Annotated in this window: 23 protein-coding genes and 1 tRNA gene; 12 read left to right on the top strand and 12 right to left on the bottom strand. The window is 56.5% G+C overall.

What is annotated here, in order from left to right:
- Positions 1–116 precede the first annotated feature (116 nt).
- Positions 117–1,478, top strand: a complete 1,362-nt coding sequence (locus ABY454_RS03010; RefSeq protein ID WP_372928693.1) for a L,D-transpeptidase family protein — start codon at positions 117–119, stop codon at positions 1,476–1,478.
- A gap of 123 nt (positions 1,479–1,601) precedes the next feature.
- Here ABY454_RS03010 and ABY454_RS03005 read toward each other — a convergent pair whose 3' ends face one another.
- Positions 1,602–1,751 (bottom strand): hypothetical protein, encoded by a 150-nt coding sequence (locus tag ABY454_RS03005; RefSeq protein WP_372928692.1) that lies wholly within the window; start codon positions 1,749–1,751, stop codon positions 1,602–1,604.
- 372 nt (positions 1,752–2,123) lie between these two features.
- On the opposite strand from ABY454_RS03005, the gene ABY454_RS03000 reads away from it, so the two are divergent.
- Positions 2,124–2,600, top strand: a complete 477-nt coding sequence (locus tag ABY454_RS03000) for an SRPBCC family protein (RefSeq protein ID WP_372928691.1) — start codon at positions 2,124–2,126, stop codon at positions 2,598–2,600.
- A 426-nt stretch (positions 2,601–3,026) separates the two neighbouring features.
- Here the strand turns inward: ABY454_RS03000 and ABY454_RS02995 are convergent, their stop codons facing one another.
- Both ABY454_RS02995 and ABY454_RS02990 read right to left on the bottom strand, forming a co-directional pair.
- Entirely contained in the window at positions 3,027–4,328 is a 1,302-nt protein-coding gene (locus ABY454_RS02995; RefSeq protein WP_372928690.1) for an NAD(P)/FAD-dependent oxidoreductase, read from the bottom strand.
- 313 nt (positions 4,329–4,641) lie between these two features.
- Entirely contained in the window at positions 4,642–4,947 is a 306-nt protein-coding gene (locus tag ABY454_RS02990) for a cryptochrome/photolyase family protein (RefSeq protein ID WP_372928689.1), read from the bottom strand.
- A 123-nt stretch (positions 4,948–5,070) separates the two neighbouring features.
- On the opposite strand from ABY454_RS02990, the gene ABY454_RS02985 reads away from it, so the two are divergent.
- The 9 genes from ABY454_RS02985 (at position 5,071) to ABY454_RS02945 (ending at position 13,215) form a co-directional block, all read left to right on the top strand.
- Positions 5,071–5,649, top strand: a complete 579-nt coding sequence (locus ABY454_RS02985; RefSeq protein WP_372928688.1) for a tetratricopeptide repeat protein — start codon at positions 5,071–5,073, stop codon at positions 5,647–5,649.
- A 35-nt stretch (positions 5,650–5,684) separates the two neighbouring features.
- On the top strand, positions 5,685–6,263 hold the full coding sequence (locus ABY454_RS02980) for a glutathione peroxidase (RefSeq protein WP_372928687.1): 579 nt from the start codon (positions 5,685–5,687) through the stop codon (positions 6,261–6,263).
- Between the two features lie 7 nt (positions 6,264–6,270).
- Positions 6,271–6,792 carry a GNAT family N-acetyltransferase gene (locus ABY454_RS02975; RefSeq protein ID WP_372928686.1) on the top strand — a complete coding sequence of 174 codons (522 nt, stop codon included), beginning with the start codon at positions 6,271–6,273 and terminating at the stop codon, positions 6,790–6,792.
- Positions 6,793–7,022: 230 nt separating this feature from the next.
- The gene (locus ABY454_RS02970; protein WP_372928685.1) at positions 7,023–7,289 is read left to right on the top strand and encodes a hypothetical protein; all 267 of its coding nucleotides are present in this window, start codon (positions 7,023–7,025) and stop codon (positions 7,287–7,289) included.
- Positions 7,290–7,520: 231 nt separating this feature from the next.
- Positions 7,521–7,994 (top strand): DUF427 domain-containing protein, encoded by a 474-nt coding sequence (locus tag ABY454_RS02965; protein WP_372928684.1) that lies wholly within the window; start codon positions 7,521–7,523, stop codon positions 7,992–7,994.
- The gene (locus ABY454_RS02960) at positions 7,969–8,481 is read left to right on the top strand and encodes a DUF3429 domain-containing protein (protein ID WP_372928683.1); all 513 of its coding nucleotides are present in this window, start codon (positions 7,969–7,971) and stop codon (positions 8,479–8,481) included. The genes ABY454_RS02965 and ABY454_RS02960 overlap by 26 nt, the downstream gene beginning before the upstream one ends.
- Before the next feature lie 189 nt (positions 8,482–8,670).
- Positions 8,671–9,141, top strand: coding sequence for a Dps family protein (locus ABY454_RS02955; RefSeq protein WP_372928682.1), 471 nt, complete (start codon positions 8,671–8,673; stop codon positions 9,139–9,141).
- Between the two features lie 1,006 nt (positions 9,142–10,147).
- Positions 10,148–11,800 carry an acetolactate synthase large subunit gene (locus ABY454_RS02950; RefSeq protein ID WP_372928681.1) on the top strand — a complete coding sequence of 551 codons (1,653 nt, stop codon included), beginning with the start codon at positions 10,148–10,150 and terminating at the stop codon, positions 11,798–11,800.
- Entirely contained in the window at positions 11,788–13,215 is a 1,428-nt protein-coding gene (locus ABY454_RS02945) for an aldehyde dehydrogenase family protein (protein WP_372928680.1), read from the top strand. Before ABY454_RS02950 ends, ABY454_RS02945 begins: the two co-directional genes overlap by 13 nt.
- A gap of 849 nt (positions 13,216–14,064) precedes the next feature.
- Here the strand turns inward: ABY454_RS02945 and ABY454_RS02940 are convergent.
- From ABY454_RS02940 to ABY454_RS02925, 4 genes are all read right to left on the bottom strand, one after another.
- Complete coding sequence (locus tag ABY454_RS02940) at positions 14,065–14,493, bottom strand: EamA family transporter (protein ID WP_372928679.1); 429 nt, start codon at positions 14,491–14,493, stop codon at positions 14,065–14,067.
- 72 nt (positions 14,494–14,565) lie between these two features.
- On the bottom strand, positions 14,566–14,976 hold the full coding sequence (locus ABY454_RS02935; protein WP_372928678.1) for a hypothetical protein: 411 nt from the start codon (positions 14,974–14,976) through the stop codon (positions 14,566–14,568).
- A gap of 278 nt (positions 14,977–15,254) precedes the next feature.
- Positions 15,255–15,767, bottom strand: coding sequence for a cytochrome P460 family protein (locus tag ABY454_RS02930; RefSeq protein WP_372928677.1), 513 nt, complete (start codon positions 15,765–15,767; stop codon positions 15,255–15,257).
- 79 nt (positions 15,768–15,846) lie between these two features.
- On the bottom strand, positions 15,847–15,933 hold the full coding sequence (locus ABY454_RS02925) for a (4Fe-4S)-binding protein (RefSeq protein WP_372928742.1): 87 nt from the start codon (positions 15,931–15,933) through the stop codon (positions 15,847–15,849).
- 1,473 nt (positions 15,934–17,406) lie between these two features.
- Between ABY454_RS02925 and ABY454_RS02920 the strand changes: the two genes are divergently transcribed.
- Positions 17,407–17,574, top strand: coding sequence for a hypothetical protein (locus ABY454_RS02920; RefSeq protein WP_372928676.1), 168 nt, complete (start codon positions 17,407–17,409; stop codon positions 17,572–17,574).
- Positions 17,575–18,299: 725 nt separating this feature from the next.
- Here ABY454_RS02920 and ABY454_RS02915 read toward each other — a convergent pair.
- The 5 genes from ABY454_RS02915 to ABY454_RS02895 all read right to left on the bottom strand — a co-directional run bounded on the left by ABY454_RS02915 (position 18,300) and on the right by ABY454_RS02895 (position 21,854).
- On the bottom strand, positions 18,300–18,905 hold the full coding sequence (locus ABY454_RS02915) for a hypothetical protein (protein ID WP_372928675.1): 606 nt from the start codon (positions 18,903–18,905) through the stop codon (positions 18,300–18,302).
- 70 nt (positions 18,906–18,975) lie between these two features.
- Complete coding sequence (locus tag ABY454_RS02910) at positions 18,976–19,149, bottom strand: hypothetical protein (protein ID WP_372928674.1); 174 nt, start codon at positions 19,147–19,149, stop codon at positions 18,976–18,978.
- Positions 19,150–19,406: 257 nt separating this feature from the next.
- Entirely contained in the window at positions 19,407–19,691 is a 285-nt protein-coding gene (locus ABY454_RS02905) for a hypothetical protein (RefSeq protein ID WP_372928673.1), read from the bottom strand.
- 144 nt (positions 19,692–19,835) lie between these two features.
- Entirely contained in the window at positions 19,836–20,084 is a 249-nt protein-coding gene (locus ABY454_RS02900; protein ID WP_372928672.1) for a hypothetical protein, read from the bottom strand.
- 1,694 nt (positions 20,085–21,778) lie between these two features.
- A tRNA-Val gene (locus ABY454_RS02895) sits at positions 21,779–21,854 on the bottom strand.
- Positions 21,855–21,877: the final 23 nt, after the last annotated feature.

Genomic DNA, 21,877 nt, shown 5'->3' with positions numbered 1-21,877 from the left:
CAGTCGCGCCGCCGGCCGTCCGTTCCACGCCTTCGACGTCGAAGGCACCAACTCCTTCGACACCCGCGCCCCAGGCCGTTGTGGCGGCCATTGGCGCGAAGCTTGCTGATTCTGACTTGCGCAAGGGGGTAGCTGCGGACGATCTCGCCGCGCTCGAAGCCTTCTACGATGATCGGTCTAGCGTGCCCTTGTGGACAACGGACATGGGCTTATCGGCAAGGGCACAACAGGCTCTGTTCGAGATCGAGAAGGCCGACGATTGGGGTCTCGACAAGCACGCCTTCGATCTGCCGCCGGCCAGCGCTTTGCCGACGGGGCCAGAAGAACAGGCCATTGCCGAGATCAAGCTCAATCTCGCAATTCTGCGATATGCCCGCTTTGCCCGCGGTGCACGGTCCGACCCCACTGCCCTCGGTGGCAAGGTGTTCCAATCGCCGTCGATGCTCGATCCGAAGACCGTGCTCGCCGACATCGCGGGGAGCGAGACGCCAGACGCCTACCTCCGGTCGCTTCATCCCCAACACACCCAGTTCGCGCGCCTGCGCCAAACTTTGCTCGTGGCACGGGACGGCGACGCCGCCGGCGATTCCAGAACCGACGTCAAGCGCATCATCATGAATATGGAGCGCTGGCGCTGGATGCCGGAAGATCTAGGCCGCGTCTACGTATGGAGCAATACGCCCGCATTCATGCTCTACGTCGTGAAAGACGGCCAGACCATTTATGCGGACAAGACACAGGTCGGCACGATTGACTATGCGACGCCCGTTCTATCAGCCAACATGACGACGGTCGTGTTCAATCCCGAATGGATCGCGCCGCCGACGGTGCTGCGGGAGAACCTAGCGCCCGCATTGCGCAAGAAAAACTACTCGATACTAAAGAAGAAGGGGTTCTCGGTAAGCTACCAAGGCAAGCGCGTAGACCCGACGAAGATCGACTGGCGCCGCGTGAACATTCTCAACTACACCTTCACCCAGAGGCCGGGCCCACACAGCAATATCGGCAAGGTAAAGTTCCTGCTGCCCAACAGACATGCCTTCGTCCTGCACGACACTTGGCCCGCTCGGCGTAAATATTATCAACAGGCTGTACGTGCGATCGGTCATGACTGCGTTCGTATGGAAAAGCCTGATCGCTTCGCGAAGGTACTCCTTGCTGAGAGCAATGGATGGCCGGAGAGCAAAGTCACTGATCTCTGGGATAACAGCATCAACAACCGAGTGACGCTTGACTCCGAGATTCCGGTCTACTCGACGTATTTCACCGCGGTAGCCGACGAGCAGGGTAAGGTCACGACTTTTCCGGACCTTTACGGGCTCGACCACAAACTCGCACGCGCCCTGTTCGGCGATGCAGAAGGCTTCCCCATGCCGACCCGGAAGGGTAAACGGCGACGGGCGGTGTCTAAGTCCGTACGATGGAAACCGCAAGGCAGCGACGTCACGCGCTCTCTGCAGGGTTTCCCCGGCAGGTAACTAGTTACTGCCAGCGACCAGCATACGCCCGCTTTGGGTCATTAGCAGACATTGGAAGCCGGATTAGGGATGTCCACTTTTGCAGCTGTAAGCAGACATGCGCGCTTGCGTCACCTGGTTGTTCTAGCTGCTCTGTAGAAGCCCCGGCAGCTTAGCAACATTTACCGCAATGCGCCGCGCATCATAGAACGTCAGCACCTTGGCGATCTCAGCCTGCTGCTGTGTCTCTCTTGCGTAGACGTAGACAAGGGCTTGGCCGGATGCATCCAGCACCTTGTAGCGTGAGCGGATCTGTCACTAAGCACTGAGGCGGGGAGGAATCCCTTCATGTCATTCGATGAGATTACAATTTCGAAAGGTCATGATCTGATTCTCAGCAAATCGCGTACGAATATCGAGACCTAAGCAATCATTGCGCTGAAGACGTAAGACGGCCGAGAAACCAATGCGAGATGGTCACAGAACTTGGATGCTCTGATAGCAACCATGTGTACTCACGAGGCTGCCCGGTCCGGGCTCGAATTGTACCGTCGGCACCGCCAATAGATGCTTGGCAAAGCAGGATAGAGTGGCGGGCTATAGAGTGGCGGGCTTAAGAATGCCGGAATGTTCCGGTTCTAGCAACGACCTAAGGAGTAGACATTCATGATCAAGTATATGTTGCCTGCAGCCGCGGTGCTCGTTTGTTCGACGTCGGCGGCCTTTGCTCTGGAAGCCAAAGTTACAAAGGACACGACGTCTGCGCCGGAGAAGGTTTGGGCGTCAGTTGGCGATTTTTGCGGCATTGCCGATTGGCATCCCGCGGTGGAGAAATGCGTAGCCTCAACCGCCGACGGCGTTGAAGTTCGGACACTTTCTCTCAAGGGCGGCGGCACGATCGAAGAAGAGCTTATCTCACGCAGCGACGACGATATGTCCTACAGCTACAAGATCCTCACGAGCCCACTGCCGGTCGCCAGTTATGAGTCGACAATCAGTGTGGTCCCGGAACGTGACGGCACGAGCATCGTCTGGGCAGGAACCTTCGATGCGAAGGGCGCCTCGGATGAGGACGCGGTCAAGACCATCTCCGGTATCTATCAGGCTGGCGTCGACGGCATCGCGGCGGCGACCAAGAACTAGGTCGTGCCAAGTCGCTCAGTGACTTCGTGACAGGTTGACCGCGGGCAGATGGGCTGGCGGTCTATCACCGTGACTCCGAACACGGTTAGCGCCTCCATGTCGAACCCGCCGCGGTCGCGCCCAAATCGGACGCGGCCAGCCGTGCACGGCTGCAAGGGTGATGTCGCAGCGGGGGGACCCTATTCACTTTAGGATTTGAGGAGCATCCCAATCGATGGAAGAGCTGTATTGATTAGCGATTGCGCCTAGCAGCTAGAACATGCTGGTGAAGCCGCTTCAAGGCCTACGACAGTTGAATGGCCGAGGTATCGAAGATCGACGAGATGTATACGCAATGCCAACGACCATTATCATTATTTGCGCTACCGACCCATCGGGTTAAAGACGGTAAGGGTGCTCGGCGGCCTCGCGAACTCAAGTAAGGGCTCACAGCGCACTCGCTTCGGCTTCGGCTTCGAGTGAGTTATCGATCCCTGAAACGCGTTCCCAGAAATCATTCATATAAGCCTGATCAAAGCGAGCGATCGAAAATTCGGCAGCCAGCGGCGCGTAATTCTCTCCTCCGCACACAAAGTCGGCGACGATTTCCCCAAACACCGGCGTATATTTGAAAGCCTGCCCTGCACCCAAGCAGTGCACAAGATTCGACACGCGATGATCCGGCCCAAGAATGAATTTGAGGTCAGGCGTGATATCGAAATATGACTTATAGCCAGAACCGTAGACTGACTGTCCGATATTGTCGAACCGGTGTCGTGAAATCTCTTCGTAAACTCGTATCTGCGAGTAGCCGAGCCCCTGGTTTGTCGGATCATTGACGAAGTCTGCACCGACAACACTCAGCGGGCTCTCCGCGAATGCTCGGGCAGTTTCGCGCAAGACACGTTTGCGGGGCTGATGCATATGAATCTCGTTGTCGCGCCACAGCCGGAAGTAAGCCAAGTTGATATAGTCAGCGATGATCGGAAAGACGGACTCGATGTCGCTATAACTGGTAAGCCAGTTGACGACGCAAACCGGCTCTGCACTTACAGGAACCGAAAGGCCTATTGGTGCAAAGATCGCGGGACTCCAAGGGCCGGCAGCGTTTACAACATGTGAACACGCCAGCCGGTCCCCGTCCTTTGTCAGAACTGCAGCAATCGATCCGTCTTCGTTTCGCTCGAACGCTACGACTTCCGTTTTCTCGCGCATTTGAACTGAATTTTGCTCGAGCGCCTTGTAAAGAACATTACGGAATGTCGTGGGGTCGAACTGTAATGCTCCGGGTTCTAGATAGTAGAGCTCATCGTCATAAAGTTTCACAAAGTGAGGCAGAACGGCGCGGGCGTCGCTCGCGTCGACCTTGTGAAAGTCGATGCTCATTTCTCGCATCCGCTGTTCAAGCGAATCCCATTTTGCGTTTCCGCCTTGGCCGTTGTCCCGGGCGATCCAAATGGCCCCGCAGGCGTCGAAGGATGCAGCAACGCCCCACAAGTTCTCGAGGCTATGCCATTGATCGGCGGCGATCTTCGCAAGCCGGGCCGCTACAGGAACAGCGTTAGCCGAGCGCACGATTCCGGAGTGCCGCGCGGTCAGTCCTGAACCGACAAGGTTTTTCTCAAGGATGCAGACCGAGCTCTCGTCGTCGCCGTCCCGGAGCAGTCGGCGCTGGACGGAGATAGCTGAGGCGCAGCCGAGGCACCCCCCGCCAATGACGATCGTGTGATAGTCAGTGCGCACTTTCACCACCTCATTGGATTGTCTCGGATTAATCTAGCATATGCCCTGCACGTCATAGAAAGCTGCTGCTTTAAAGTACTTTGTTGTCTGTCAGCGATGTGAAGCGACGAACTCATCTTCGCTGATTTCTACAAGCGTCCAAGTGGCTTAACACGTCCTGGTGCCATCCAGCTCTTCACTCAGTTCGCATATCCAACCGGAAGGGGTTGGCATCGAGGACGGACCATCAAGACGATTTGCCGATCAATTGTCCGACAACGCTGTTGAGAACCGTCTACCACGGTTGTTCTAATATTCGTGCAATGCCCGCTTTGGGTCATTAGCAGACATTTCGCCCATTCCGAATGAAAACCGAGGGCCAGTCCTGACGTGTTGATCCAGGACGGCAATGGGCCCCTATCGTGTGACCCCATCCGGCGCCTGAGAGCTCCTCTGCAAAGTGGCGCATGGCCGAGAACAGGAAGGCAATCTTCTTTTTGTGATGACGGACATAGGTGGCCTCCTGCTGCACTTCCGCCAGCAGGACCACGTCGCGTTCGGCGTCGGCCGCGCGCAGGGCGGCGATCGTCGCTGTCAGTTGGTCGCCAAGAATTAAGATAAGCTGTTTTGGGTTTCTGCTGCTCATTGCCGAACCTCGAACCTGACTATCGCTCCCGCAACACGCGTTCGAGCCTAATGCCAAACGCACAGGTGATCCATTAGTCGGGGTGCTGCGTAACACTGGAGTTGGTTATCTGTCGATGCGTGTGTGCCGGGTCAGCGCTTCAATCTGGGGAAATCATCGGTGAGAATTGAAATCGCAAAACCGTTGGCGTTATGCGCCGCCATAGCGCTCTTCGGCAGCGCCCCGATAGCCAATGCCCATGATCAGGAACGAGGCTGGGCCGCTTATGAGAAAGGCGACTATGCATTGGCCGCCGAACTGATCAGGCCCTACGCCGAACAGGGCGATCCCGAAGCGCAGTTCAAGCTCGGTCGCATGTACCAAGAGGGGCAAGGCGTCTCCAAAGATCAGGCCGAGGCAGTGAAATGGTACCGGCTCTCCGCCGAGGCGGGCCAGCCCTTCGCCCAGAACAATCTCGGCGTCATGTACAAGAATGGTTGGGGTGTGACGCAGGATTACGTACAGGCCTATTTCTGGTTCAGCCTTGCCGCGTCCTATTATTTCGACTTCGAAGAGATGAATCTGGAACGTGCGCGGCAGAACCGGCAGGCGGTCGCCGCCAAGATCACCCCCGCAGAGATCGCCGCCGCCCAGAAACTGGCGAGAGACTGGATTCCCAAAGCCTCCGCCCAAGGAGCTTCCATCAAGTTGATGGCGCGCTGAGGGGGTGTCGTCGTACAGGCTGAGGACAAAAAACGATGGCAAAAAGACTCGCACTTATTCTTATTGCATATGTCGGCATGACGGGCGTTGCTCAGGCGGCGAGTGGCTTCGACTTCAACTTCATAAGCGTTGACAGAAAACTGATGTCGCTCGAGCAGTTTCGTGGCAAGGCCGTAGTCGTAGTCAACACGGCCACTGCGTGTGGCTTCAGCTACCAGTTCGAGCACCTCGAAAAGGTCTGGCGAGACCGCAAAGACGAAGGGCTTGTCATCGTGGGCGTCTCGTCCAACGATTTCGGCAGCCAGGAACCGCGCAAAGGCAAGGCGCTTCTCAATCACTGCAAGCGCCAATACGGCGTCAGCTTCCCCCTGACCGAGCGCACCGCCGTCGTGGGGCCTAATGCACACCCGTTCTACCAATGGGCCGCGGCCCAATCCGGCTCCCGTCCTAAGTGGAACTTCCACAAATATATTCTGGGGCGAGACGGGACAATCGTCGCTTCCTTTCCAAGCACCGTCGACCCGCGGTCGGCGCAAATGGCTCTCGCCATCACCTCAGCCCTAAAACGGCCCACGCGTACGGTGCCCGTGGATGGCGACGGTGAGGAACCCTAACCCCCGCATGATCATTCGCAGCGAGACGCCTGACGACGAAGACGCGATCCACAGCATCATCTTGGCGGCCTTCGCCCCGGCTTCCTATGCAGCGGGCAGCGAAGCTCAAATCATCCGCGAGCTCCGGAAGCATGGCGACCTGACCATTTCCCTCGTCGCGCAAGTCGACAAAGAGATTGCCGGACATATAGCCTTCTCGCCTGTGAAGATTGGCGGAAGGCATCATGACTGGTTCGGTCTAGGCCCTGTTGCCGTCCGTCCAAATTTGCAGGGGTGCGGCATAGGGAGTGAACTAGTGGGGCGCGGTCTGGCGCTTCTCAAGGCTCAAAGCGCAAGAGGCTGCGTCCTTCTCGGAAAGCCCGCGTTCTATAAGCGGTTCGGATTTCAGAGCAATGGTACGATCGCCTTTGACGGCCTTCCGACGCGCTTGGTCCAACACCTCGTCTTCGCTGACGAAGCGCCAGTCGGAGAACTGACCTACGCGCGAGCTTTCGATCTCGTCAAATCCCCTAGCAGACCTAAACCGTGAGACCGGAGATGCCCGCTCTGGGCATTCAGCGGACGCTGAGCTCGATGCTAAAGATGTCAGCTCAGGAGCCCAAACCGGACGTCGCGAGGTCACGCCTTTATGTCAGCCGGAGCCGTTCACTGCCTCTTGCATCTCATCACGCAGTCGTGTCCTGAAGATCCTGGACGGCATGATCCATCCGGAGTCGTCACGCGTAACTAGTGAACAAACAAATTGAGAGGACCATTCCTATGTTGACGCAGCTTTATCGTCTGGTGATGGACCCGTCCGTGAACCCGCTTCGCGCTCTACCGCCAATGGTCAGGTTCCAATTCATGGCGATACTGTCCTACATGTGGTCCGCGATCTTTGCCCTTTGGATCGGCCATATGTGGTTGATGGGACCCAGCGTCATTGCGCACACCTTCCTTCTCGTCGGTGTCTTCTTCACGAGCGGCATCTTTTCGCTTGCGAGACAGGAGTCGAAGCAGGTCGCGCAGACGACAGATGTGCGTTGAGCGCGGCGTTCGCCTGACGTCGCGCACAGAGACGGAGAGCTTAGCAGCATTAATGGAAATGTGCCTTGCCCCTTCGAATGTGAGAGCAGAACACTGTCAGGCTTGAGCCACGATTCAGCAGGGGCTTGCCGTGCGGCCACTCGCCATTCATGAGTGAGGCTTCTAATGCTCGGGCTGCGTTCCCATGCTTTAGCATCACGAACCCATAACCAAGGCTAATAGGGCGTCTAGATGACAGAACTGCCAAGAGAGAACGTTCAGTCATACCCTCGCCCGCCCGCGCTGGAGCGCGTGGAACAGCGCGTTAGCGTGCGTCTCGGAGGCAAAGTCATCGCCGACTCCACCAGAGCAATGCGTATCCTCGAAACTCACCACGCACCGACCTACTACTTCCCACCCGAAGATGTCTCCGCCACCTTGATCCCGGCGTCGGGAAGGAGCCTTTGTGAGTGGAAGGGGGTTGCACGGTACTTCGACGTAAGTGCTGGCTCCACGACCGTGAAACTGGCCGCATGGAGTTATGACAAACCAGTAGACCAGTTTGCGCCGATTGCCGGATATCTGGCCTTTTACCCAGATCTGATGGAGGAGTGCCGCGTTGGCGACTACCGCGCACTTCCTCAGCCCGGCGGTTTCTATGGTGGCTGGGTGACGCCCAACCTTGAAGGAATACCTAAAGGTGAGCGCGGCACCGAGCATTGGTAGCCCCAAAACGCTGTTTGCAAACATGGGCACGTTGCGACCTGAAGAAATGAACCCACAGATTCCTGCGCCGGCTGTTATTCTTGGCGCGGCCGGTCTGATTCCATTCCTATTGCTCACGGGGATGTGGCTGATCGGTAGCGACGTGCAATCCGCGGCCGCCCGTAACGCGCTTGTCGCATACAGCATTGCGATCCTGTCATTCATGGGGGCTGTGCACTGGGGCCTTGCAATGAATTCTGCGCCTGGCGATCAACTCTGGCGAAGATACTTCGCGAGCATCATCCCGGCACTGGCCGCGACAGCCACAGCATTCATCGAAGGCGGTCTACAATTTATATGGCTTGTGGTCTGCTTCTGCGGTCTCTTGATTTACGATCTCTATGCTGTGAGGCAGGGTGAGGCACCGCGTTGGTATCCGCGGCTTCGTTGGCCGCTCACGCTGGTCGTTTGCGCTTGCCTGGTCGCGGCTGTGCTGCATGCGACATAGAGCCGTTTACCCTAAATGGCTGGGACGTTGGCTGTAGGGTAGGCGACGCTTCCAGGCATTCATTCATACGATCATCGCGATATAGGGCTCGGTTACGAAGCCCGACGACCTCGACCTAAGCCGTTTCCACGTGTGATCCATCTGGGTCGGTTCTTCGTACTTTGATTCAGTAACCGGAGATCAAACATCATGGCGATAGTCGAAAACACCGTTGACTCTAACTCTTTGGTTCGCGAGATATTTCTTGCGCTTGCAGATACGTCCGTGGAAACCGTGAAGGCTCAAAGCTATCATTGGAACGTTTCCGGACCGCAGTTCAGCGCTCTGCACGATCTTTTTCAGCAGATTTATGAAGATCACTTCAGAGCGCAGGACGCCTTGGCAGAACGCATTAAATCTCTGGGCGGACATGTTGATGGCCGATGCTCAACATTCCTGAACAGCTCGACGCTCATGGAGTGCGACGGGCGAGTGACGTATGAGCGTATGATAAGAAACTTAGCGAGTGACCAAGAAAGCCTGTCAGCCTCACTGCAAAATCTGGCGCGCGTTGCAGACGAAAAGGGAGATCTGGTCACAAATGACCTCGCGGTAATGCGCGCAGGCACTCATGACAAGTTTGGCTGGATATTGCGCTCACATATCGGGATGGGTCACTAAACCCAGCATCCTTGAGGGCATTTAGCGGACGTTGATCGCCGCGGTTCTCACGTCTGCTTGCAGGCACAAAGCGGAAGTGGATTGGCACAAGCGCGCGCTCGTCGAGGGCAAGTCCGACATGAAGAAGCGAGGTCTGAGGTCTCCTGATTTGGCCGATGCTTTTTTGCTGACATTCGCGGGCCATGATAGGCGCCGGACCCAGCGATACAACAGACCAACGCCGCGAATGGAATCGGCTTGGGCGGCTTAGGCAGAGCCAGGTCTCGCGCCGAACCCATGGATAGAGGGGCTAACCTGAACCGAGCGGCCATGGCCATAGATGGGAAGTCGATAGTCGTTTACGGCCAGAATGGAGCTGGCAAATCCTCTTTCATCGATCAAGCTTGAGGCGCACCGTATCCGCTGCTCCTCTAAACCAGCTCAGCCGAATGTCCTTGATTCTCATTCGGGCGGTTCCTGGTCCGGGGCTGTCGCGGCAGCCTTCAATAAGTCTTCGGCCAGGATAAGCTGTCCAAGGCATATCCGTCGATTTTCTCAATGAGATTAGCGGCTTGAATGGTGGGCGGTACTGGACTCGAACCAGTGACCCTTGCGATGTGAACACAGTGCTCTACCAGCCCGTCGCCTAACGGCTCCTCACTAAAAGATCGTCAAATCAGCTGCTTACGCAGCTTACGATCTTTCGTTGAGCTACGCAAACCGCCCGCTTTGAACCTTCAGCTGTGACACAGCTGTGACAAGGGGGTGAGGAGGGGGAAAGGGCCTCTTCCAGTTAACTCAGGTGAGGTGAGCGACCAGCGCGCGACCCAGCGCTGGGGGCATAAGCTCGAAAAGGTTCAATAGTTGACGAGCCGAGAGCAGCCCTCGGACTGTTTGGGAATGAGCGCCATGGCCTAGCCGCGTCACAACTTCTCTAAACACAAATACCTGAAGCAATCGTGTTTAGACAGTGCCCGGAACGCCAGCGACAATCGGGATAGAAGCAAGCTCAGGCGGGATGATAGACGTGAAAGCATCCGATCTGCTCGTGAAATGCCTTGAAGTGGAAGGTATTGAGTACATTTTCGGCGTGCCCGGCGAGGAGAACGCCGACTTCATGATGTCGTTGGAGAAATCCGGCAAAATCAGGTTTGTCCTGACACGCCACGAACAAGGGGCGGCGTTCATGGCGGAGGTCTATGGACGGCTCACGGGCAATCCGGCGGGCGCGCTCGGCACGCTTGGGCCCGGTGCGACCAACCTCATCACCGGTGTGGCTGATTCTAACATGGATCGCGCGCCGATGTTGGTCTTGACGGGGCAGGGCGGGACCGACCGGCTGCACAAAGAGTCCCATCAGATCATGGACGTGGTGGGCATGTTCAAGCCTGTCACGAAATGGGGGACCACGATCCTCAATCCCGACACGATCCCGGAAATCGTACGCAAGGCTGTGCGGGTTGCGCGCACCGAAAAGCCCGGCGCGGTGCATATCGAACTCCCCGAGGACATCGCAAGTGCAAAATCCGATGCCAAGCCGCTGATTCCTCACCGCTTCCGGCGCTCCGTGCCTGACGACAAGATCGTCGATCAGGCCTTTGCGATGCTCAAAGAGGCCAGGCGTCCGGTGATTGTCGCGGGCAATGGCTGCATTCGCCGCCGCGCCAGCACTCAGCTGCGCCAGCTCTGCGAAACAGCGGGTATCGGCGTGATCAGCACCTTCATGGCGAAGGGCTGTGTCGACATGGATGCGGAGTACTGCCTGTACACGGTTGGTCTTGGCTCCAAAGACCGCATCTCGGCGGCCATCGACGATGCCGACTTGGTCGTCACGCTGGGCTTCGACATGGTCGAATACCACCCGCGACTGTGGAACGCCCGGCGGGACAAACGCATTTTGCACGCCGATTTTCTTCCGGCGGAGGTCGACGAGTATTACCACCCCGAAACGGAGCTGGTCGGTGACCTGGCCCATACGCTCTGGATGCTCAACGAACGCGTCGATGCGAAGGGTCTTCCGTCTTACGATCTCGATTTGCAACATCGCATGCGCGCCGAAATGGCCGCAGACTTTGCCGAGTACAAGGACGACAAGACCGAAGGCTCCATTAGACCGCAAAAGGCTATCTGGGATGCGCGACAGGTCATGGGGCCGGAAGACATCCTTCTATCGGACGTCGGTGCACACAAGATGTGGATCGCCCGCCACTACCAATGCCACGAGCCGAACACCTGCCTGATACCCAATGGTTTCTGCTCCATGGGATTTGCTCTGCCAGGTGCCATTGCTGCCAGCCTCGTGCACCCGGACCGCCGCGTTCTCGCAATTGCGGGCGATGCTGGTTTCCTCATGAACGTCCAGGAGATGGAGACAGCGAAGCGCTTCGGCAGCAACATTGCCGTGATGGTTTGGGAAGACCATGCCTACGGGCTAATTGCCTGGAAACAGGAGACCCATTTCGGCCGCCACACCGACTTGGCCTTCGGCAACCCCGATTGGAATTTGCTCTCAAAGTCGTTCGGCTGGAACGGCCATGCAGTGGCCAACGCCGCGGATCTAGCAGGCGCCCTGGAGACCGCGCTTGCTGAGGATGGCCCCAGCCTCGTTATCATACCGATCGACTACCGCGAGAATGCCCTCCTGACCAAGAAGCTAGGTGAGATTCAATGTCCGATCTAATGCTCGAGACATCGCGGGACCCCACCGGTTCGCTAGCGGTCACTTCACCTTTTGACGGGCGTGGATTGGCGCAGCTTGCGGCGGGCGGGCCGGAGCACGTCAAGGATGCCCTTGCAGTCGCCCATATGCTGTTTCGCGATAAAAGTGCATGGTTGTCCGTCCCGCAACGGCTGAGCATCCTCAACAAAGCTGCGGAGATTATGCGGTCGCAGGTAGAGGAACTGACGTTGCTCGCTGCCAGCGAAGGCGGCAAGCCCTATCGCGACTCCAGGGTCGAAGTTATCCGCGCCATTGACGGCGTGCACCTCTGTGCCGAAGCTTTGCGCGGTCATCCCGGCCACGTCATTCCCATCGGCACGACGCCGGCCTCAGCGGGTCGCACCGCCTTTACGCGCAAAGAGCCGATTGGTGTGGTCGCCGTCGTCAGTGCCTTCAATCACCCACTGAATTTGATTGTGCACCAAGTGGGACCCGCAGTCGCGTCTGGGTGTCCCGTCGTGGTCAAGCCTGCGGCGGATACGCCGCTATCATGCGTACGTTTCGTCGAGATCCTACGCGAGGCCGGACTGCCTAATGCTTGGTGTCAGGTTCTGATCACCGAAGACCTCAACGCCGTCGAAGCTCTGGTCACCGACAGACGAGTTGGATTTTTCAGCTTCATCGGTAGCGCCAGGGTTGGGTGGATGCTACGGACCAAATTGGCGCCAGGTGCGCGCTGCGCGCTGGAACACGGTGGTGCTGCTCCGGTTATCATTGCCCCACCATACGATCGTGATGCGGCGCTCGCTGCGGTTCTGAAAGGGGGCTTCTATCACGCTGGCCAAGTGTGCGTCTCCGTGCAGCGTGTTTTCGTTCCGCGCGCGGAGGCCGCCGCGTTCGCTGAAGATCTGGCCGCCGAGGCCAAGAAACTGGTTCTTGGCTCACCAGAGGACGAAAACACCGATGTCGGGCCGTTGATCCGTCCATCCGAGGTGTTGCGTGTAAGCGATTGGGTCGATGAAGCCATCGCAGCGGGGGCTGTTTGCCTGTGTGGCGGCAAGACGCTTGCCAACAATTGCTATTCACCGACGGTTCTGCTCGATCCGCCAGCGGATGTGAAAGTCAGCACTCTCGAAATCTTCGGCCCCATTGTTTGCGTCTACGGATACGATGACCTTGATGCCGCTGTCGCACAGGCCAATGCGCTTCCGGTTGCGTTTCAATCTGCGGTTTTCACAAGCGACATCGATATGGCGATGCAGCTCTTCTCAAGCCTCGATGGATCCGCCTTGATGATCAACGACCACTCTGCCTTCCGCGATGACGTGATGCCCTTCGCTGGTCTGCGCGAGTCTGGTCTCGGCGTGGGCGGCATTCCATACACAATGGAAGACATGCAGATCGAGAAGATGATGGTCGTGAAGTCCGCACGCTGAACGGTTCGACAGTCCGGTGCATTTAAGTTCACTCCGTCGAACCCAATAGCCTTGGCATCTAGCAGCATTCACGGCAATGTCCGCGCCTCGTCGAAGGTTAGCACCTTCGCAATCTCTGCCTGCGACTTTGTCTCTCAAACATAGACCTAGGCCATCGCTTGTCCGTCAACGTCGAGCACCTGAGCGGCTAGGAGTGCTCAATTACTTCACACGCCAGCGTGAACGAGCGCGAGGTTCAGTGCACGTCGTTCTGAAACGACGTTATTGGTAATGCGCCGCCCCTGTATCTACCTTCTGATCATCGAAAGCCCGAAAGCAATTCCGCAAGGGGGCACCTAGAAGGAGATACGTTATGAAAGAGATTATTCTTGCTGTTAGCCTGCTCGCCGCCACTGCCGCACCTGCGCTGGCCGAAGGTTTCCCGAACCCCTACCAGACCAATTTGCCGCGCTAAGTGATCCTAGTCGTTTCTATAAAGCCCCCGGTCCTTCTCCCTGGCTGGGGGTTTTGCTTATTTGAGGTCTGTCACCGCTCTACCCAGCAACCCGGCGTATTGTATATGTGCTGGCTGAAGCAAATATCTGGTGCGTTGTCCCCATCCATTGGCTCGAAATCAGCGGCCTCCATACACGCGAGTATGTAGTCGGCGTCTTGGCTCTTCTCCGTCTTGGCCCTGCACTCGGTCATCGACTGCTTCCAAGCTTGTTCATCGGGGGCTTGGGGAGCGTCGTCGCAGCCGGACAAGGCCAATGTCACAGCAATCAGTACGGCGCGGCGCATTTAAGTACACTCCGTCGAAGTCAACAGCCCCCGCAGCTTAGCAACATTCACAGCAAGCGCGGGGCATTCCTACTTGGCGATGAGATAGATGCTTAGCGCCGCAAACACGATGCCGAGAAGCTTGCGGTTTGTGACTGGCTCATTGAGAAAAATGATCCCAAGTAGTGCTCCCCCGACGACAAACATCCCGTAGATTGGAACAACTTCGGTTGCAGGTCCAAGAGACAGGGCTTTAAACAAAGAGGCGACTGCAACAATAAGGGCTACGCCAGTCGCGTAACTCCACAACGCGCTGGGCTTTGCAAGGTCGCTCACTGTGAAGCCGGTGAAGTCCCCTCTTAGAATAGCGATGGCCCAGGCCACAGAACCCACAATTAGAACTGCAACAGCCAGGACAAAAAAACTGGAAGCTTCCCCACTTCGTGTTGCGAGCTTGACTAGCAGAGTCACCAGCGAGTAGCCCACCATTCCGAGCAAGGCCCAGCCTACGTATCCCATTCAACTTCCCCCTGGCATCTAAGAGCGCAACAGCCTCGGCAACTTAGCAACATTCAGCGCAATTCGCTGTGCTTAGAACTGAGGTAGCTGATAGCCATCGGCCACTGGGAGCTGTATCTCCGTCCACCACCCGACAGCCCGCAGGACATACACAGCCAAGCCCAGACACACGGCTCCCTCCAAAGCGTTCAGTATGTTCCAGGCAAAAAGCCAAATGGCCTTCAATGGGCGCTCCGGCCTAGAAAAAAGGCTCGATACAAAGGCAATCAAACCCAATAGCAGCGCATATCCACTTCTCACCAGGAAGACACCGGCCAAAGCGAGAAAGAATACGACTAATACCGTTCCCAAGTATCCCAGCAAGCTTTGTAGCCCAACTGCAACGACGGCCAGAACAGTCAGAAGAACGATGCGTTTTGCAAGACTCCACGCCGCACCAGTTACCCGTTCACCGTCGATAGTTTGTTCTTCGTTTGCATTCACGGCCTCACCTTCCGTTTCAAAAGCGCAGCAACTCAGACAGCGTAGCAACATTCACCGCTATCCGCCGCGCTTCATCGAACGTCAGCACCTTGCGATTTCGGCCTGCTGCTTTGTCTCCCGCGCATAGACATAGACCAGCGCCTATCCGTTAGCATCGAGAACCTTGTATCGGCCTGGCGTCTGTTCTACTTGCCGGGGGCCGGAAACCGGTGTGACGTCATAGGATGCCTCCCTCAAATGGCTTCCCCCCGCAGGCTGAGGACAGTGGCCTACGCGGCCTACTGTTCACCAATGTGCTCGAATGAGAAGACGTGGTCGGACTTGGTTAGTGGTGCATGACATGACCTGCATGCGTTTAGATCTTTGGAAGCAGCAACCGAGCCGTCGGGCTTAAATGCGGCGAAGTCCCAATCCGCATTCCTATATTGCGGCTCGAAAGCGTCTCCCCATCCCGGCTGCTTTTCCATAACTGCAATGAGTGCAAATTTTCCGCGGACGCGGCGGCCAAGTTCGCTTTTGACGACCTCACCGTTCGCGTCTTTTTTGGCCTTATAGACCTCCCCAATAAGAATTGAGCCATAGGGGAACCTGCCGTCGTCCTTCATTCCCTTCATCGCAATATCATTCGCGAAGAGACGGATAATCTGATCATGGTTCTGAACTCGGTCGAGATTGAGGTAGTTGGTGAATGTGGACTTGTAGTCGGCAGGCAGTGTGATTTTGGGGTCTTGTGCCGAGGCAACAATCGGAATTGCAAAAAGCACTGATATGCCCAGAAGCAACAATCTCATCTTTCACCTCGCCTAGAAGACTGGCGTAATGTCGTGGAAGCCTCGCTAATTGGCTCCCCCACTCATGTCCGCACTGATCCTAAGTGTCTTTTGGAAGTTTATAGCTAAGCGCGCCAGAGGGGCACTGCTTAATCTGCTCAACAATCTCCCCCGTAGGCGCCCGCAAGCTGACAGTGTTTCTTCTGCAACACTATACAGCCTATTTCTGTTTGGGACGTGAGTGCCCGACAATTGCCATGCTCATGAATGTAAAGTGGGCCCGAAGCGCGCAAAGCTTACGAGGGAAACTAGCGTCAGCTAGGGGAGAAGCCTGGTCCGGGGGGGCCGGGCTTTTTCTTTGGCTGGACAAAAAGAAGCCCCGGGCACGGGGGGAGAGCCGGGGCTTCGGGTTCCTTATTGGGGGGGGGAACCTTAGTGATGGGAGGGAAACCATCACTTTTAACAATATTATACCACCTCCGAAGCCTAGAATGCAGGACAAACGGCGAACACTCTTAATCACAGTTTTGAGATGGGGGTGCTTGGTTCTCTTACACCAGATGCGCGGAGTGGGCGCAATCAGATGGTCAGCAGCACCATCGTGACCAGAGCCACCGTGCCGACCCAAGCGGTAACCAAGACGAGACTGGCAGCAATCGTCGCAAACGCTTTCATGGCAGCACCCGGTGTTCCGGCGTCACCTCAAGGGTGAACGCGGAGTTCCCTGAAACTCCGCGTCCGTTTGCCGAGGAAGGTTCGCAAATTCAGTTCAGGGCCTGACAACGCGCATAGTCTGCGTGCGGTCGGCTGAACTCATCTTGAACTGGGCGTTCAGGTGCCGTTCAGAAAATTGGCGCACCATTCCCTCGGCATGCGCCCTCCCGTACCCGAGACGTTATTAGAGAAATCGCCGAAAGTTGGTACAGCTCAAGGGGGCTAGACACGGCGTCAAAAACCGCTTTACCTGGTTGTTCTGAATGCTGTGCGGAAGTCGTCCAGGCGCAGCGTAAGACGCTGGAGCAGCTAGCGGGCCCTGTCGATCTGTATGAAATCCAAAACCGGCTCGGCGCTGCAAACCAAATGATGCAGCCAGAGAGACTGGCCTGCCTTTCGATGCCGTGCAGGATGGTCCGGTTGCTAAGATGCGGTACGACCGAGCCAACGGCTAGTTAGGGAGGAAACGATAGTCATTGTTGTTTGTCTCCGTCTACGCTGTAGCAGCTAGCCATAAGCTCGGAGTTTGGGATCGGGCCATTGGCGCGAAGGCAGATGAACCGATACCCCGTGCTTTCCATGCACTCCCGCGTCTCCTCGAAGAAAACTTTATTCACTCTCTCCCTGTTCCAACCCGATTGTTTCCCTATGGAAGCTTGACGAAATGCTTTCTTCTTGCAGGTTTCGTAGGCATCAAAAAGTGCATCGGCTGATGCGGGCCCCGCAAAGGTTATTGCGAGACAAGTGATTGCAATACGCGCGTACATCTTCGTTCCCCCAAGGCACCTCTCAGCGACTTGCCTTGTTATGATCTTACCCCAACAGCCCCGGCAGCTTAGCAACATTCACAGCGATCCGCTGCGCCCCGTCAAAGGTGAGCCTTGCTCTGACCGGCATAAGCCCACATCCTCTCAGACAGACAAGAACTGGCTAGAAGGATATTTCGATGACGGATCCAAAAGAGTTTGCAAGAGAACTAGCCGCGCTAATCAAGCGATACATCAACGGAGGCTGCGATCCGCAGGAAGTCGCTGACGAATTAGCGCGTGAAGCAAGCTACGTCTTTGGGCACTACAACCTCGAAATCTATCTCGAAAAGAGGTCGAAAGATTAGTCTGCCTCACTGGCTCCAACGTTGGGGCAAGAGCGCCTAAGCTTTGCAACGTTCACAGCAATGCGCCGCGTCTCATCGAACGTCAACACGACTTCCGCGTTGGCGTTAAGTGGTTTTGACATCGCTTCGGCGGGTTAGCCATAAGCTTCAACGGTGGAGACCGCGTATCGGAGATGTTGGCATTGTAAGCAAGTGACTGAGCAAAATCTGGATACGCCGTCGCCACAAAATACGTGAGTGCGACCATGCAGACGATAATCGCAAGCACCGATACGTATTCGTACCATTTGCTCATGGCGCTCCGGCCCCCAGCGGCCCCGGCAGCTTAGCAACATTTACAGCAATCCGCCGCGCTGATTAACAATAAGAGCGTTTTCTCCTCTCAGTTTCGATGGTGTCTCCGCTAACGTTCTGCGTAGTGCACGCAGAGGAGCGGTAAATGACACTTTTCAGCCTGGTAACCGTGTACCTTATTGGAGGTTTTGGCATCTTCTACGTCGCACACAGCACATCACAGCCCTGGTACGTCACCATGCTGGTAGCTATTGCATGGACCGTATTACTCCTATGGCTGTTTCTTGCCAATCGACCGTCCGAAGACCGGTGACTGGATAGTCGCTAGTCAACTTCTCAGCAACCCCGGTAGCTTAGCAACATTCACAGCTATCCGCCGCGCCTCATCGAGGGTCAGCCTGGGGTCATGCGCCAACGGCAGAGATGATTGCCTATTCATCCGCTGGTTCTTGGCCTTTGCGAGCAGCACGAGCGCGAAACTTTTCTTCGACCTCTTTCCGTGTGAGCTGGTCATTTGAGTGCCTGTGGTGGCTTACCCGGTCCTGCATCAACGCGAGTAGACCAAGCTTGAGATTGACGATGAACTGGTCGCGATTGTTGTTGATCGGCTCAAGTGGCACCTTGGTATCTTCCCACGGAAGCCAGTGGTGCGGGTAGTGTGACCTCGACTTGTGAAGGTTGAGGTACTTCATGTGATCCAGGAACTTTGAGTCTTGGGACTGAAAGGAAGCATCCAGTTCATGTGCAAAAAAGTTACGCACACCGGCAATGGCTTTAAGGGCTTGATACATAGGCTTCTCGAAAGCTTGGAGAAGATAGAGCAGGTCGATTTTCGGGCCGACGTTCCCCAGTGGGGCATCTTGTTTGATCAATCCATCAATCACGCCGCTTTTGCGGAGCCGTCGTATCAGCGTTCGCTGGAGGTGTTCGTCAAGCAGCGCGCCGCCTACTACGGCCACAACTCTGTCAGACTTTGACGAGAGCAACTCGCCAATAGCCACTGTGTTTGGTTCCTCCTCGAAGATGGCCCACGTCATAGCTTTGCATCATTTCGACCCAACAACCCCGGCAGCTTAGCAACATTCACGGCAATCCGCCGCGCCTCCGTCAGACGGACAAGGCCCAGACAGTGACCCCCAGGCCGATCCACCAGGCCGCGATCCAGCCAATAAACAAGTACATGCCGGTCCAGAAGCGGTGCGAAGCCTCGCTGTCATAGGCGTCGCTATCCCCGTCCAGTAGGGCTTTCTCGATACGTTGTGCGCTGCTTATCTCGCTCATGGCTTTTCCTTTCCTTAGCGATGCGTCGCGCTTCGTCGAAGGTCAGCGCCTTGGCTATCTCTGCCTGTTGCTGTGTCTCTCTTGCATAGACATAGGCCAGCGCCTGTCCGTTAGCGTCGAGAACCTTGTATCCGCCCGGCGTCTGCTCGACTTGCCAGGGTGCCGGGAACCGGCGTGATGTCATAGGAAGCCTCCCTCAAATGGCTTCCCCCGCAGGCTGAGTGTAGCAGCCGGAGCCCCTACGCCAAGGCGGCGTCTCAGTACCCGCGCCAGTAACGGCGTGCAGCACGCCGTGCACGCCGCCGTGCGTACGGTCGCGGCACGCGGTAGACGTAATAGCTAGGTGGATAGTAGTAGCGGTAGCCGTACTGGGGATAGTAGTCGCCGTAGTCGTAGCCATAATCATCGCCGTAATAGTCGTTGTCGTAGTCGTATCCAGGCTCCACGTAGGTGTCCCCACCCGCTGACGCTGTCGAGGGCGCGAGTGCCACAAACAGAACAAGAGTTGCGGCTCCTGCAATGAAACGCAGCGACGTGTTCATCATATAGCTCCTTTCCAGGCTAAAGCTGACGATAACGCTCAGTGGCAAGCTGAGGCACTGAGCTTACATCAATGTCGGGCCTGGGTTTGCTTCGGCTGAAAGAATAAGGCCCAACCTGCATTCGCATTCAGACTGGGCCTGCGTTTACTCTCCAGACAGAACGTAGCGAACCGCTCGGCCAACAGCATATAGCGCGGCCACTGGACCAACGAGACCCAGCACTACTAGCAGCGGGTCTTCCTCCAGCCTTTGCACAAAGACAGAGAAAGGCTCCGTCACTGCGCCTTCAGTGTTGAGAAAAAGAACGCCAAGAACCCAAACCACGGCAAGCACTAGGCAGAACCAATACAAAGCCCAGCCCAAGCGGTAAGCGATGCCGGTCTTGCGTCCCATGACGCCATGCTCCTTTTGCAAAGCAGGGGACAAGGCCCGGCCTGCGTTCACATTCAGACCGGGCCTCAGTTTCCTAAACACCCCTGAGCGCACAACCAGCCGCAAGCAATACCCATGCTACGATTGCAATCCAAAGCGCAAAGTGGAGGCCGTCCGCTAGAAGGCCGAGCACTCCGCTCAGGTAAAAGATGAAGGCGAGTGCCGCGAATACGATTGACGAGTAGAAAACGTACTTTGTTGGGGGAGTTAGTCGTATTGAACGCGGGGAAAGTTTCATCACGCAGTTCCTTGGAGGCTAACACTCACGCATGCGGTTAGGCGCACTAGAGTACAAAGTGGAATAGCAAGAACGCCACACCCAGGATAAGAAGCGCAAAGGCGAACGCTATTGCCACTGGCCTCCGCCTCGGCGGTAGGCGGTGGACACCGTCTTCAGCTCTCTGCCTCAGCCTATCAGCATCCATCGTACCGGCGTGGCCCTAATACCCGTAACGGAGCCTGTACTTGCGACGCTCCCGGAGACGCTCCCGGAGAGGCATTACGATGAGGTTGTCGATGCAGTTCGTCATGAACTGTTCCCGTTCGCCTCGATCGTTAAATGACCTATTCGACGCCTCATAGAAACAGGCTTTCTCTATCCACTGTGGGGCCGCCTCACTCGGTAGGCTTGTTACCGACATGACTGCCGCAAGAACTAAAGGTGCGAGATAGCGCATTGGGTTGCTCCTCCGCATGTGGCTAGGCGTTCTCATTGTAGCTCCAGGAATGAGGCCCGGCCTGCGTACGCATTCAGGCCGGGCCTTCTAACCGCATCAGACGTTGCCGAGTGAAGGGTGATTACGCCTTGTGCGGTATTGTTATTGGACTGCCGGGAACTGCGTTGTGGCTTTGATGCTGATCAAAAAAAAGCCCCGGAATTACTCCGGGGCTAGTTCCTGTGAGGGTACAGGGAAACATGGCGGCAGATAGGGGCCCGCCGCCAATGCTTTCACATATCGCCTCGCCACCAGTTCCAAGTTGACGCAAATCAAAAATATAAGAGGCCCGGCCTGCGTTCGCCATTCAGACCGGGCCTTCTAACCGCATCAGACGTTGCCGAAGTAAGGGGTGATTATTTACGCCCGGCGCGGTGTAAATGTTGCTTGGAGCGGACGTTTATCCGCGCTGATGTAGCTGCCAGTTCGCCACACACAGCTTCATCCAGGCGCGGCGGCTCGCTCGGTCGCCTGGGTACTTAGCCTTAGCGGCGTCCTTGCAAGTCATGCCGCGCATACCAACCGCTTCGGCTGGAGTTGTCTGAAGCGAAAAAGTTGAGGCGAGGCCAATGGCCAACGCCGTGAGAAGAAGTTTCTTCAACATCGCTTACTCCTTGTCTGCCCACGTCATCAGCGCCGCAGGGATTTCGGCGACGCCTAGCGTGGCGTCGTTATTAGACTGCTGGGAGCTGCTTTGCGGCTTTGACGCGGATCAAGATTGGCACCCGGCTCAGAGCGGCTCGTCAGGGAGCGCCCAGGAGGGGCGAGAGCAGCCTTTCAGGGTGGCTGGAGCGGGTTCGGCTGTGTGTGCCGTCCTTTCGAGGGTGGCTCTGTTTTTTTTGGCTCAATCTTGGTCACACAGGGGCAACACGGATTGAGCAGGTCGGACACACTGTCCGCTTGCTGAGCTATTTTTTTGTTCTATTTTAAGAGCTTGAATGGTGGGCGGTACTGGACTTGAACCAGTGACCCCTGCGATGTGAACACAGTGCTCTACCAGCTGAGCTAACCGCCCGTTGTCGCGTGAATTCCTCGCGC

Source organism: Methyloceanibacter sp., from assembly GCF_041573655.1.
Lineage (GTDB): Bacteria > Pseudomonadota > Alphaproteobacteria > Rhizobiales > Methyloligellaceae > Methyloceanibacter.
Note: the sequence above shows the minus strand (reverse complement) of the source record. Positions and strands in the feature narration are given on the sequence as shown.